We start from the raw sequence: 12,688 nt of genomic DNA on the forward strand, positions 1-12,688 counted from the left end.
GGGTGCCGCGTCGTCCGGGCCGCGATCACGGTCCTTCGTCGACCCGTGCCAGGAACTCGCCCAACGCCCGGTTGAACTCCTGCGGCCGTTCCAGGTTCGGCAGGTGGGCCGCCGCGTCGATGATCCGGAGGGTGGCGTCGGGCAGGAGGGCGTGCATGGCCTCGGCGTCGCGGACGGGGGTGTACGCGTCGTCGGCGCCGACCACCACCAGCGCCGGGGCCGTGACCTTCGTCAGCAGGGGGCGGTAGTCGGGGCGTTCGGCCCGGCCGCGCAGGGCCGCCGCCGCGCCCTGGGGGTCGGTGGCCGTCATCATGCGGTGCACGTGGGCCTTCACCTCCGGACGGGCTCGCGGCGCGACCATCTTCTCCAGGACCTCGTCGGCGTAGCCCCGCATGCCCTCGCGGAGCAGGCGGTCGGCCATGGCGTTGCGGGCCCGCCGGCCCTGCGGTGTCTCCGGGGCGGGGAAGGTGTCCGCCAGGACCAGGCCCCGTAGCCGGTCCGCGCCGAAGCGGTCGTAGCACTCCATGGCGATCTGGCCGCCCATCGACAGGCCCGCGACGACACAGGTCCGCACGTCCAGCGCGTCGAGCAGGTCCTCGAGGTCCGCGGCGAAGCGGGCGAGCGGGGTACGGCCGGGGGTGACCGGGGAGGCGCCGTAGCCGCGCAGGTCGGGGGCGATGACCCGGCGGGAGGCGGCGAAGGCGGTGCGCTGGGGGTGCCACATCGTGCGGTCGAAGGGGTGGCCGTGGATCAGCAGCAGGGGGGTAAGCGCGGTTTGTGGGTCATCGTCGTCGTATGCGAGGAAGGGGGGCATGCGGACGACCCTAGGCGTGGCCAACTTCTCGGTGCAATAAGATCTTTGCCCTCGGTGCAATGCCGGCAGGGGAGGGACGGGAGGGACGGGACGTGGACGATTTCCGGGGGATCGCCGACCGGATCGCGCTGGACATCGCGCGCGGACGGCTGCGGACCGGGCAACGGCTGCCTCCGCAGCGGGCGTTCGCGCGGCGGCACGGGATCGCCGCCTCGACCGCCGGGCGGGTCTACGCCGAACTGGTGCGGCGCGGGCTGGTGGTGGGCGAGGTCGGCCGCGGCACCTTCGTCCGGGCCACCGAGGTCACCCCGCAGGGGCGGGCGCTGGTCGAGGACGGCACCGCCCGCGTCAACCTGGAGCTCAACTACCCCTCGGTGCCCGGGCAGCCGGAGCTGCTGGCCCCCGCGCTCGCCCCGCTGCTGCGGCCGGACGCCCTCGGTGACGCGCTGCGCACCGGCGCCGCGGACGGTACCCCGCGGGCCCGGGAGGCCGTCGCCGCGCTGCTGGCCACCGGCGACTGGCGGCCCGCCCCCGGCCGTGTCCTCTTCACCGGCAACGCCCGGCAGGCCGTCGCCGCCACCCTGGCCTCGCTGGTACGGCCGGGCGGTCGGGTCGGGGTCGAGCCGCTGACGTATCCGCTGGTCAAGGAGGTCGCGGAGCGGCTCTCCGTCACGCTCGTCCCAGTGCGGACGGACGCCGAGGGGCCCGTCGCCGAGTCGGTGCGCGCCGCGCACCGGTCCGCCCCGCTCTCCGCCCTCTACCTCCAGCCGACCCTGCACAACCCGACGTCCCTGACCGTGCCGGCCGAGCGGCGGCTCCAACTCGCCAGGTGTGTGGACGACCTGGGCCTGCCGGTGGTGGAAGACCGGGTCTGGTCGTTTCTGCACACCGGCCCCGAGCCGCCGCTCGCGGCGCTCGCACCGGGCCTCGTCCATGTCGTCGACTCGCTCTCCAAGCGGGTCGCGCCCGGACTCACCGTCGGATTCGCCGTCGTGCCCGAGGGCCGGGTGGACGCGGTGGCGGCGGCTGTGCGGTCCGGAGGGTGGGGGCCGGGGGCGTTCGCGCTGGAGGCGGCCGTGCGGTGGATCGGGGACGGGACGGTGGCGCGGCTCGTCGCGGCCAAACGTGAGCAGGCCAGGCGGCGGCAGAGGCTCGTTCGCGAGCTGCTGGGCGGGTTCGCCGTCCGGGCCGACCCGGGCGGGTACGTCGCCTGGTGGGAACTGCCCGCGCCCTGGCGGGCGGACGGCTTCACGGCGGCCGCGGCGGCGCTCGGCATCGGGATCACGCCCGGCACCGCCTTCCGGGCCGACCCGAAGCGGACGCCGGACGCGGTACGGCTCGCGCTCGCCTCGGCGGCCGAACCCGAGCTGGTGGGGGCGCTGCGCACACTCGCGGAACTCGCGGCGCGGCATCCCCGGGAGCTTCGGGCCGGCAGTCCCTCGTAGCCGGGGAGCGGGTCAGGTGATGGGCATGTTCTGGCCGGCGGGCTGTGAATCCGGGTGGACGGACGCGGCGTCGGGGGTCCCGGGGGCCGGTTCCTGCCCGGGGTCCGGACGCCGGCGGAGGCGCCCGCCCAGCCAGGCCAGCGCGGCGACCGTCAGGCCCAGGCCCAGCAGCAGCCAGGAGACCGTGCGCAGGGTGGACGTCAGGGCGTCGTAGACCGCGGCCGCCGCCGGGTGCGAGACGTCGGGTGGCAGGCCGGCCAGGGTGAGCCGGCGGCCGACGCTGAGGGCGAGCCCCAGCAGGCCGCCGCCCAGCGCCGTGCCCGCCGCGGTCGCGAGCACCGCACGGCGGCGGTGGACGGCGACGGCGATACCGCCGACCGCGAAGACGGCGGCCGCGACAGGCAGCCAGAAGCCGGCTACTTCGAGCACGTGGAACCCCTTCCGGAGCCGGTCCAGTTCCGCCGCCGGAAGGACGGCGACGGCCGTGTGCTGGACCGGGATACGGGCCGCGAGCGGCACATGGTCCTGGGTGAGCTGGTCCTTGACCTGGGCGGTCACCGGCGCGAGGTCGACGGTCACGGCCTCCTCGCGCTCGTCCTGGAGCGCGCACAGGATCGCGTCGTGGGCGGCCCGGTTGCCCGCGTCCCAGGCCAGCCGGAACGCCCGGGTCTGGGTGAACGAGCGCACCGCCTCGCGGACGAAGGGCGCCACCGTGGCCTGCATCGGCCGGCCGACGTCCACCTCGCGCATGATGCCCTCGCCGACGGTGTCCGCCACCGCGTCCCGGACGTCCGGGTCGTCGGCCAGCGGCGCCATCGAGCTGACGTACTGTCCGGTGTCCGCGAGCCCGTACGCCGCCCAGGCCGCCAGCGCGCCGAACGGCAGCAGCAGGCAGGACAGCACGATCAGCAGGGCCGACAGGGCGTTGCGGAGACGTGCGGCCCGGATGCGCCGTACCGGCCGCGCGGGCCCTGTGGGCGCGGGGGGCACTGGGGGCACGCTTCCAGGCAAACCCCTGAGGTCAGGTGTGGCGACCGGTAGGACTGCATCCGGGGCACGGCAGGGCGTCAGGTGGAGCCGAACGGACGACACGGCGTCCGAAGCGGCCCTCCGGGCGCCGCAAACCCGTGGGGTGCCGCGCTCCGGTGGAGGGTTGGCCCGAACGGGTGTTTCCTGGTGCTGAGGAGCCGTCCTGGCCGGTGGAACGGCCGGCGCGGCTTCGCAGGGATGTCGCCGGGTGCCTTCGGCGGCCCGGCGGCTGGTGAGGGGAAACCCGTGAGGGAAGCACCCGCAAGGGAAATAGGGGAACGCGTGGGCCCCGGCCGCGGTGGCCGGGGCCCACGCGTGGTCGGGACGGTCATCGGATGCGATGGCCGACCGCGTCCTCGTGCGTGTAGAACCGGTAGAACATCACGATGAACGTCACCGCCGCGACCGCCAGGGACATGCCGGTGGAGCGCAGGACCGACTCTCCGCTCTGGCTGTACAGGAAGCCGAAGGCGATTCCCATGAACGCCGTCCACACCAGCGCGTGCACCTCCCGCCGCAGCCGCGGGGCGATGGTCAGCACGGCGAACAGCACCAGCGCGAAGACGATCGCGGTCACGAAGCCGAACAGCAGGTTCCAGCCGGTGATGGAACCGCCGCTGCGCCGGTTCGAGGCCGCCCAGTAGCCGTAGATCAGCCCGGTCACGATCGGGAACGCCATCCTGCCCATCAGGTGCGTGTGCGGGCTGAAGATGTCGGGCGTGGGACCGCGCCGGGACGTACCGCCGGTCGTGGGTGCCGCTTGAGCCATGAGAGTGCTCCTCTCTCCTCGCCCCCAGCTTCCAGGGCACACCTGCGGGTACCCCCTGGCAAGTCGGCCATCCGGGGTCTGCGCGGCGGCACGACATGCGCCGGGTACCGGCGCGTGGTTCCCTGGCTGTCGTGACCGACCACGCGGCCCCGCGGCGGCGGCAGGATCCGCGGCGCCGACAGCCCCTGGAGTGGGTCCGGGGCCGGAGTTTCTCCTGGGCGGCGCCGTTGCTGCTGCTGGCCGGGATCACGGCTGTCGACCTCACCACCTCCGAACGGTTCCGGATCATCTCCTGGATCGTGCTGGTTCCCGGGATCGCGGCGGCGATCTGCGGGGTCTGGGTGACGGCCGTCTACGCGGTGCTGGCCGCCCTGGACTACGCCGTCGTGGACAGCCTCTGGCCGCACGAGTACCAGGCCGGACTGCCCAACTTCATCCTGGTCGCCTTCGCCGGGCTGCTGGCCGTCCTCGCCTGCGTGGTCCGGGCCGGCGGCGAGCGGCGGATGCTGCACATGCGGGACATCGCCGAGACGACCCGCCGTACCGTGCTGCGTCCGCTGCCGCCGGGCTGGGCCGGGCTGGACCACGCGGAGGTGTATCTCGCCGCCGACACGGTGGCCCGGGTCGGCGGCGACTTCTACGACATCCAGCCGGGCCCGCACGGCACCCGGGTGCTGGTCGGGGACGTGCAGGGCAAGGGGCTGGGGGCGGTGGAGGCGGCGGCCGCACTGCTGGGCACGTTCCGTGAGGCGGGCTATCACGAGAAGGACCTGGCGACGGTGGCCGGCCGGCTCGAGACCCGGATGCTCCGGCACCGTGGCCTCACGGTCGCCCTGGGCCGCGACGACGGCGACCGTTTCGCCACCGCGGTGCTGCTGGGCTTCCGGCCGGGCGAGCCGGACGCGGTGGAGATGGTCAACTTCGGCCACGAGCCGCCGCTCGCGGTGCGCCCCACGAGGGTACGAGCGCTGCCGCCGGGCGACGGACTGCCGCTGGGCATGGGTGAGTTGGTGACGGAACCGGGTCCCCCGCCGACCCGCACGATCGCCCTCGCCGCCGACGAGACCCTCCTCGTGACCACGGACGGCGTCACCGAGGCGAGGAACGCGGACGGCGAGTTCTACCCACTGACCGAGGAGGCCTCCCGGGCCGGCACCGCCGACCCGGCCCTCCTGGTCGCCCACGTCCGCGACGGCGTGCTCCGGCACACCCGGGGGCGTCTCTCCGACGACACCACGATCTTCGCGATCCGCCGGACGACGGCGCCCTGACCGGTCACGGGGCGAGGCTCACGACCCCCCATCGCACCCCAAACCTCCCCCGTACCCGCCCGCTTTGCAGGCGCAGCGGTTAACGTGCTGACGTAAATGGACCTGGGGAACAAAGGGGGAGGGCCGATGCCCGGAACCGTGCTGCTGCTCGCGGCCTCGCCGACGGGCAGGGGGCGCCTGGTGGACGCGGCCTCCGTGCTCCCCGTGCTCGCGGCCGTGCCCCCGGCGATACTCTCCGGCACCGACACCGCCAACGTCGTGGAACTCGCCGACCCCCTGGAACCGCAGGCGGTCCTGACCCGGCTGCGGGCCGCCGCGGCCGCCCCCGGCCCGCTCACCGTGTTCGTCACGGGCCAGCTCCAGCTGGACCGCAGGCAGCGGCTGCCGCATCTGGCGCTGGCCCGGACCACGCCCGCCACCGTCCGCTACACCGGCCTGCCCTGGCACTGGATCCGCGAGGAGCTGCGGTTGCGGCCGGCCGGGGCGACCACGCTCGTCCTGGACCTGCACGCCGACCCCGAGACCTGGGAACTGCTGCGAACGGTTGCGCTGGACTCAGGGCGCAACAACGCGGTGTACGGGCGGATCGCACCGCCGCCGGCCCGCCGGGAGGTCGCGGCGCCGTCGTACATGAAGGCCGTGGCGACCTTGCTGCGCAGCGGGCACCGGCCGCCGCTGGTGCTGCTGCACCAGCAGGTGCTGGCGCGGCTCGGCGCCGAGGCGGCGAGCGGCATCCTGCTCAGCGCCCACACCCCGGACAGCGGGGATCCGCACGACGCGATCAGCGCGGCCGCGCGGGGCGGGAGGTACGCGGAGGCCGACGGGCTCGCCGCCCGCTGGGAGGAGGCCGCCGCGCGGGCGCACGGACCGGCCTCCGAGGACGCCCTGCACTGGTCGGAGGTGCGGGCCGACCTGGCGATGTTCGCCGGGGACGCGGCGCGCAGCTGCCGTACCTGGCTGACCGTCGCGCACGTCCGGCTCGCCGCCGGGCAGCCGGCCGACGCACCGTCCGTCGAGACGGCCGCGGACCGGGCCCACCATCAGTGGGGGGCCATCAAGGACGCGGCGCGGGCCCGTGAACTGGGACCCGCGCTCGCGGAGTTGAGACTCAGGGTGCCGGGCCGCCGGGAGGGTGCGCTGGAGAACGTCCAGCAGCACCTGCGGCAGCTTCAGCAGCTCCAGACCAGCTGACGCGCTAGTTCGTGAAGGTGAAGTACTTCCACGCGCCGTAGGTCGTGGAGTTGACCGTGTCGCCGGACGTGCCGTTGATGTAGTCGGAGCGGACCCGGAAGCGCCGGCCCACGTCCCCCTTGTGGCTGCCGGCGAACTCGACCCGGGAGATTCCGCTGGTGGCCAGCGCGAAGTACTTCGAGTCGTCGGCGTACCACCTGCCCTGGTAGTAGACCTGGAAGTCGAACCGCTGCGCACGGCCGCTGTAGTACGGCATTTTGGTGGTGAACCGCGGGTTCTTGGTCTTGTGGAAGAGGGCGTAGGTGTGGCCCCAGGTCTTCTTCGTCTTGTACTGGCCGCTCGTGGTCATGGAGATGCTGACCTTCGCGCCCACCGAGCTGGACACCGACCGCGGCTGCCAGCGCGCGTCACCGGTGAACTTCGCGGTGACCCTGGTGTCGCGCCTGAGGTCCAGGGTGACCGACAGGTTGCCGTGCGAGTCGACCTTTCCGGACCTGACCAGCTTGTCGGGCTTGTCCGAGCCGAACGGGTCGGCCCAGATCTCCACCGCGCGGTTCTTGTACGTCGTCCCGAGGTGGGCGGTGAACTTCACGTCCTGCCCGTACGCGTACACCTTGCCGTTGTTGTTCAGCGTCAGCGTCGGCCTGGCGCGGGAGACGTCCACGGTGTCCTTGGCGGCGGCGGCCGTGTGCTCGGCGTCGCCCGCGTAGGACACCTGGTACGTCACCTTGCCGCCGGCCGGCGGGGTGTCGGTGAACGAGTAGCCGCCGTCGGCCTTGACGGTGACGGCGGGCAGCGCCTTGCCGTTCGGCGAGTCCAGGTCGGTGCGGGTGACCGTGACCTGGGTGCCGGCGGGCAGCGCGGCCGTCGAGGAGACGGTGCCGGTGACGGTGAGCTGCTTGGCTCGGGTGGCGGTCGCCGGGGCGTTCACGGTGACGGTGGTGGCCGCCTTGCCCGGGGTGTCGTACTCGCGCAGCGAGTAGACGTCCGCGTCGTTGTACGTCACCGCGAACAGCCGGGAGCCGTCCGGCGCCCAGGCCAGTCCGCCGTCCGTGAGGGTGTCGGCACCACTGGAGTGACCGGTGTTGGGGAAGTCGTACGAGCGGACCGCCTCGCTGCTGCCCGGATGGAAGATGTAGACGTCCGGGTCGTACCAGGCGAAGCTGCCGGCCGCGACCGTGCCGTCGGGTGCGATGGCGACGGAGTTCGGGTAGGCGGTGGTGGTGTACTTGCCGTCCTCGTTGAGGTCGGACGTCCGGTAGACCTGGTGGTAGTACGGCGCTCCGCTCGCCACCACGACGTCCTTGCCGTCGGGGGTGACCTGGAGGTCGCCGAGGTTGCTGCCGTCGGTGCGGATGTGGGCCAGCTGGGCCGCGCTGCCCGACGAGACGTCGTAGGAGGTCAGCGAGGCGGGGCTCAGGTCGCGGTCGCCGGCGACCAGGATGTCGGTGCCCGGTGCCGCGTCCAGGATCGGCGCCGAGTACCAGCTGCCGTCCTGGCCGAGGGTGACCTGGTGGTCGCCGGCCAGATCGACCGAGCCGATGTTGCCCTCGGCGTCGCCGCCGTAGCCGAACCACAGTTTGCCGTCCGCGAGGGCGACGCTCCGCGGCTTGTCGCCGACCGTGTACCGGGTGGTCTCGGTGTCCGTCGCGGTGTCGACGACGGCGACGGCGTCCAGGTCCCGGACGGCCGCGTAGAGCGTGCCCGAGTCGGCGGACAGTTCGAGGCCGGTGACCCCGGACAGGTTGGCCGTCAGCTGCTTGAGCACGGTGCCCGAGTAGTCGGTGACGACGATCTTGCCGTTGCTCGGGTCGCTGATGAAGACCTGCTGGTGGACGCCGTCGACGACGATGTCACCGGTCGACCTGATCGGCAGCGGTGCGCTGGTGTCGGCGAAGGCCGGAGTGGTGGCGGCCAGGGCCGCGGAGCTGAAGAGGACCGCCAGGGTGGTGGCGGCCGTGACGGTGCGGGTGCGCATACGCACGCTGATTCGAACCCCCCGGATCGAATGAAGTGGGCGTCACGGGAGTGCGGCCCACGTGGGTGCGTGCGCTGTGGGCCGCGTGTGACGGATGCGGTGAAGACTAGGTCATGCCACTGACAACCAGCACCGGGGATTTCCCGTCGCCCGCCGGCGCCGTCCCGCCGGGGCGGCCGGGCCGGGTCAGCGCGGCGCGTGTTCGGCGCTGGCGGGCGCGGTGGAACGGGGGGTGTCGTCCGACGCTCTGGCGGGCCCCGCGTTGGCCGCGGTGATGAGCGCGGCGACGGCGATCACGGCAGCTGCCACACTACGGGCGGTGGGAGTCCCCCCGATCGAGCGCAGCCGGGAGTGGGGGAGTGCGGTGGGGCGTGCGGATGTGCGTCCGAGCACGGCGACCTCGCAACGACAGGGGCGGGTTAAGCGTGTTTAACTCGCCGTTTAACCTAGGGGCTGACAGAGCTCAACGGCAAGAGGCCCAGGGGGAGTTGAGGGGAGTGACAGAATGCAGGAACGGGACGATCCGGAGATCATCGGGCGCCGGGTGCAGCAACTGCGCACCGAACGGGGTCTGACCCAGCGCCAGTTGGCCGAGCCGGCCTACACGCCGGCCTATATCTCCACGCTGGAGGCGGGGCGGGTGCGGGCCTCCGACGAGGCGCTGAAGCACATCGCCGGGCGGCTCGGCGTCGGCTTCGAGGAACTGGCCAGCGGGCGCCCCGCCCATCTCGCCACCGACCTCAGGCTGCGGCTCACCGAGGCGCAGCGCACCCTGGCCACCGGCGCGGCCGAGGAGGCCGCCGCTCTGTACACCGCCCTCTTCGAGGAGGCGGAGGCGCACGGGCTGGCGGCCGAGCAGGCCACCGCACTGCTCGGGATGGGTGAGTGCGCCCTGGACACCGGTGAGCTGGGGCAGGCCAGGGAGTTCTTCGAGCGGGCCGAGCTGTGGACCGCCGACGAGCCGCTGCCGGTGCGGGTACCGGCGATCCGCGGCCGGGCGGTCAGCCACTACCTCGCGGGTGAACTCCGTTACGCCGTCTACCTTCTGGAGACCACCCTCGACGAACTGAACCGCAGCGGCCTGCACGACCCCGACGCGCTGCTGCTTCTCTACGCCTCGGCCATCGGCCCGTACATGGACATGGGCGCCCACGCCCGCGCCGCCCAGGCCGCCGAACTCGCGCTCGCCCTCGCGCCGCAGGCCGGCGACCCCGCGCTGATCGCCCGGATGCACCGCTCCGTCGCCCGCACCCTGCTGGCCGAGGGCCGGGTCGCCGAGGCCGACGCCTCGCTGGCCAAGGCCGCCGAGCTCTACCGCCAGCTCCAGTTGCGCACCGAACTCGCCAACTGCCACTGGATGCGCGGGTACGTCTGCGCGCAGAACGGCGAACTGGAGCGCGCGGAAGGAGAGCTGCGGGAGGCCCTCGCGATGCTGTCGGAGACCCGGGCGGCCCTGTACCGCAGCCAGGCGGCCGTCGAACTGGCCGACGTACTGCACCGCCGGGGCAAGTCCGAGGAGGCCGCCGCGCTGCTGCACGACGTGCTCGGCGACTTCTCCTCCGAGCGCGGCGCGGTACACGCGGCCGCCGCGCACCGCCTGCTCGGCATCATCGCCGAGGACGCCCGGGAGACGGAGTCCGCGGAGGAGCACTACGTCCGCGCGCTGAGTCTGCTGGAGCGGGCGGGCGCGGCCGGTGACCTGGCGGACCTGTGCCGGCTGCTGGGCGACCTGCTGCGCCGCACCGGCCGGGTGGAGGCGGCCCTGGACGCGTACCGCACCGGCCTCGGCCACCGCACGGCCCCGGGGACCACGACCCTCGGCCCGGCCCCGGCACAGCCCCCGCTCTAAGGCGTGTTGTGAAAGTCCCGTCTGCGGTGCGACGCCGTGCACGCATTCTCGCCGCACCGGTCGAAAGCCCGAGTACATCCCGTACGAGGACTTCCGCCCGGCACGACGGGAGCACGCACCTGACGCCGCACGGCCCGCCCTTCGGGCGAACGACGGTACTTTCGCAACACGCCCCAGGGGCGCCGCCGGCGCCGGGCGGCGCCACGCCCGTACGGCACACCCGCCGCGCCCACCACCGTCCGCACGGTGCACGGCCGACGGACGGCAACCGGACACCCTGTGCCTCCTCGTCCACGCCGTCCTCGGCGGCACCGCCCTCCTGCCCTTCCTGCTCCTCGGCACCGTCGTCTCCGCGGCGATCGGAGCCTTCGCGCCGGACCGCGTGTTCACCCGCCTCCTGTCCCGCAACCAGACGCTCGCCGCCGTCGCCACCACCGCCAAGGTGTCGATCCGGGGCCAGGACGTGCCGGTCCCGGCACCTGGGTCACCGTCACCGGTACCTGGCGCCCCAGGGGCAGGCCGGGCTCGGACGCTGCCGGGCGCCACGTCGGTCCGCACGGTGCGGCAGCTGCCGGACCCGTACGAGGAGCCGTAGCCCGTTCGGACCAGGTGGCCGGGTCGGACGGCCTCGTATGACGGACGGTTGCATCCGTAGGCACCGGTCGACGGACCCTGGCACTCACAGGTGGACGAAGGGAACCCTCCCGCCCATGCATATCGATCTGACAGGACGCACCGCACTGGTCACCGGCTCCACGCAGGGCATCGGCGCGGCCATCGCCGTGGGGCTCGCCCGGGCCGGCGCCCGGGTGGGGGTCAACGGCCGTGACGAACGCCGGGTGGCGGACAGCGTGCAGGCGCTCGCCGAGCAGGCCCCCGGCGCCGACCTGGTGCCCGTGGCCGCCGACGTCTCCACCGACGAGGGCGCGGCCCGGGCGGTGGAGCTGCTGCCCCGGGTGGACATCCTCGTCAACAACCTGGGTGTCTTCGGGGCCGCCGACCCGCTGGAGCTCAGCGACGACGAGTGGCGGCGGTACTTCGAGGTCAACGTGCTCGCCGCGGTACGCCTGACGCGGCTGTACCTGCCGGGCATGACCGACCGCGGCTGGGGGCGCGTGCAGTACATCGCCAGCGACTCGGCGGTGGCCATCCCGGCCGAGATGATCCACTACGGGATGTCGAAGACCGCGCTGCTGGCGGTGAGCCGCGGGTTCGCCAAGAAGGCGGCCGGCACCGGCGTGACGGTGAACTCGGTCGTCGCGGGCCCCACGCACACCGGCGGCGTCGAGGACTTCGTCTACGAACTCGTGGACCGGGACCTGCCGTGGGAGGAGGCCCAGCGGAGGTTCATGCGCGAGTACCGTCCGCAGTCGCTGCTGCAACGGCTGATCGAGCCGGAGGAGATCGCCCACATGGTCGTCTACCTCAGCTCCGAGCAGGCGTCGGCCACGACCGGGGGCGCCCTGCGGGTCGACGGCGGTTACGTCGACGCCATCCTCCCCTGACCACCGGGGCAGGGCCCCGGCCTAGGCCTGGGCCCGGCCCTGTTCCCGGGCCTGCGCGAGGCGTTGGACGCCGAGGCCGAGGACTTCCTCGGTGGTGTGCGCCGGGAGGGTGCCGAGAGCACCGGCGGTGAGGACGATCGCGTCGTCGCCGACGCGGACGACGGCGATGTCGACGGTGAGGGTGGTGGGGTCCTCGTCCTGCGACGGCTGTGCGGTGAGGGTGACCCGCAGCCCCTGCCGGGCCTCGCCGACGGCCGGCAGTCCGGAGTCGGCGACCTGGACGGTCTCCGTCCCGGCCGAGGTCGTCTGCGCGGTGAACTGGCCGCAGGAGCCGGGCACCGTCCGCAGCCAGGCCAGGGTCCGGTCCACGTCGGCGGCGTGGCTGGCGTAGATCTGGTAGCGCAGCTGGGCGTCGTCGTCGCCGTCGTCGAGGACGGCGACGGCGTGCGGGCCGGCCGGTTCGAGCAGTTCGTCGGCGTACAGGGCGTCGAGCAGACGCTGGCAGTCGGGTTGCCCGGCGACGGCCTTGAGCAGCCCGTCGTGCCAGGTGGCGGTGGAGTCGCCGGCCGTCCACGGCACCCCGAGGTCGGCCTCCCCGATCAGCGCGGACTGGGCCTGGTCGGGGGTGAGCGCCGGAACGCCGGGCGGGGCGGCCGGGCCGGTGGGGGCGGGGCGTTCAGCGGCGGTCGCGTTCGCCGCCGGGGAGGCGCCCGCGGCGGACGCCTCCGGTGGCCGGCCGGCCGCGCAGGCGGAGGCGGCGAACAGGCCGGCCACGGCAAGACCGCAGGCGATGACTCTCATGGCGGGGCCTCTCCGGGAACAGGAGCGGTGGACGCG

12 protein-coding genes are annotated in these 12,688 nt (G+C 73.7%); 6 read left to right on the forward strand and 6 right to left on the reverse strand.

The window, feature by feature from the left end; translation table 11 throughout:
- Window positions 1-25: 25 nt before the first annotated feature.
- The gene (locus ACZ4O3_RS19370) at window positions 26-814 is read right to left on the reverse strand and encodes an alpha/beta fold hydrolase (RefSeq protein WP_467723160.1); all 789 of its coding nucleotides are present in this window, start codon (window positions 812-814) and stop codon (window positions 26-28) included.
- Between the two features lie 92 nt (window positions 815-906).
- On the opposite strand from ACZ4O3_RS19370, the gene ACZ4O3_RS19375 reads away from it, so the two are divergent.
- The gene (locus tag ACZ4O3_RS19375) at window positions 907-2,259 is read left to right on the forward strand and encodes an aminotransferase-like domain-containing protein (protein ID WP_467723162.1); all 1,353 of its coding nucleotides are present in this window, start codon (window positions 907-909) and stop codon (window positions 2,257-2,259) included.
- A gap of 12 nt (window positions 2,260-2,271) precedes the next feature.
- Here ACZ4O3_RS19375 and ACZ4O3_RS19380 read toward each other — a convergent pair whose 3' ends face one another.
- Complete coding sequence (locus tag ACZ4O3_RS19380; RefSeq protein WP_467723264.1) at window positions 2,272-3,249, reverse strand: hypothetical protein; 978 nt, start codon at window positions 3,247-3,249, stop codon at window positions 2,272-2,274.
- A 367-nt stretch (window positions 3,250-3,616) separates the two neighbouring features.
- The gene (locus tag ACZ4O3_RS19385; RefSeq protein ID WP_362727627.1) at window positions 3,617-4,057 is read right to left on the reverse strand and encodes a hypothetical protein; all 441 of its coding nucleotides are present in this window, start codon (window positions 4,055-4,057) and stop codon (window positions 3,617-3,619) included.
- A gap of 95 nt (window positions 4,058-4,152) precedes the next feature.
- On the opposite strand from ACZ4O3_RS19385, the gene ACZ4O3_RS19390 reads away from it, so the two are divergent.
- Complete coding sequence (locus ACZ4O3_RS19390; RefSeq protein WP_467723164.1) at window positions 4,153-5,328, forward strand: PP2C family protein-serine/threonine phosphatase; 1,176 nt, start codon at window positions 4,153-4,155, stop codon at window positions 5,326-5,328.
- A gap of 126 nt (window positions 5,329-5,454) precedes the next feature.
- Window positions 5,455-6,519 carry a hypothetical protein gene (locus ACZ4O3_RS19395; protein WP_467723166.1) on the forward strand — a complete coding sequence of 355 codons (1,065 nt, stop codon included), beginning with the start codon at window positions 5,455-5,457 and terminating at the stop codon, window positions 6,517-6,519.
- A gap of 4 nt (window positions 6,520-6,523) precedes the next feature.
- Here the strand turns inward: ACZ4O3_RS19395 and ACZ4O3_RS19400 are convergent, their stop codons facing one another.
- Together ACZ4O3_RS19400 and ACZ4O3_RS19405 are read right to left on the reverse strand one after the other, a co-directional pair.
- Complete coding sequence (locus tag ACZ4O3_RS19400; RefSeq protein WP_362729568.1) at window positions 6,524-8,497, reverse strand: Ig-like domain repeat protein; 1,974 nt, start codon at window positions 8,495-8,497, stop codon at window positions 6,524-6,526.
- Window positions 8,498-8,683: 186 nt separating this feature from the next.
- Entirely contained in the window at window positions 8,684-8,806 is a 123-nt protein-coding gene (locus tag ACZ4O3_RS19405; protein ID WP_362729566.1) for a hypothetical protein, read from the reverse strand.
- Window positions 8,807-9,002: 196 nt separating this feature from the next.
- Between ACZ4O3_RS19405 and ACZ4O3_RS19410 the strand changes: the two genes are divergently transcribed.
- From ACZ4O3_RS19410 to ACZ4O3_RS19420, 3 genes are all read left to right on the forward strand, one after another.
- Window positions 9,003-10,346 carry a helix-turn-helix domain-containing protein gene (locus tag ACZ4O3_RS19410; RefSeq protein WP_467723167.1) on the forward strand — a complete coding sequence of 448 codons (1,344 nt, stop codon included), beginning with the start codon at window positions 9,003-9,005 and terminating at the stop codon, window positions 10,344-10,346.
- Window positions 10,347-10,728: 382 nt separating this feature from the next.
- Window positions 10,729-10,941, forward strand: a complete 213-nt coding sequence (locus ACZ4O3_RS19415; RefSeq protein ID WP_467723169.1) for a hypothetical protein — start codon at window positions 10,729-10,731, stop codon at window positions 10,939-10,941.
- Window positions 10,942-11,056: 115 nt separating this feature from the next.
- A complete protein-coding gene (locus tag ACZ4O3_RS19420) occupies window positions 11,057-11,851 on the forward strand; it encodes an SDR family NAD(P)-dependent oxidoreductase (protein WP_362731227.1) in 795 nt (264 codons plus the stop codon).
- 21 nt (window positions 11,852-11,872) lie between these two features.
- Here the strand turns inward: ACZ4O3_RS19420 and ACZ4O3_RS19425 are convergent, their stop codons facing one another.
- Window positions 11,873-12,652 (reverse strand): hypothetical protein, encoded by a 780-nt coding sequence (locus ACZ4O3_RS19425; protein WP_467723171.1) that lies wholly within the window; start codon window positions 12,650-12,652, stop codon window positions 11,873-11,875.
- Window positions 12,653-12,688: the final 36 nt, after the last annotated feature.

The organism is Streptomyces sp. NPDC026515, from assembly GCF_055567595.1.

Bases quoted from the DNA above. Each gene is read 5' to 3' on its own strand.
- ACZ4O3_RS19370 (WP_467723160.1), bottom strand. From the start codon at position 814: ATGCCCCCCTTCCTCGCATACGACGACGATGACCCACAAACCGCGCTT.
- ACZ4O3_RS19385 (WP_362727627.1), bottom strand. From the start codon at position 4,057: ATGGCTCAAGCGGCACCCACGACCGGCGGTACGTCCCGGCGCGGTCCC.
- ACZ4O3_RS19390 (WP_467723164.1), top strand. From the start codon at position 4,153: ATGCGCCGGGTACCGGCGCGTGGTTCCCTGGCTGTCGTGACCGACCAC.
- ACZ4O3_RS19395 (WP_467723166.1), top strand. From the start codon at position 5,455: ATGCCCGGAACCGTGCTGCTGCTCGCGGCCTCGCCGACGGGCAGGGGG.
- ACZ4O3_RS19400 (WP_362729568.1), bottom strand. From the start codon at position 8,497: ATGCGCACCCGCACCGTCACGGCCGCCACCACCCTGGCGGTCCTCTTC.
- ACZ4O3_RS19410 (WP_467723167.1), top strand. From the start codon at position 9,003: ATGCAGGAACGGGACGATCCGGAGATCATCGGGCGCCGGGTGCAGCAA.
- ACZ4O3_RS19420 (WP_362731227.1), top strand. From the start codon at position 11,057: ATGCATATCGATCTGACAGGACGCACCGCACTGGTCACCGGCTCCACG.
- ACZ4O3_RS19425 (WP_467723171.1), bottom strand. From the start codon at position 12,652: ATGAGAGTCATCGCCTGCGGTCTTGCCGTGGCCGGCCTGTTCGCCGCC.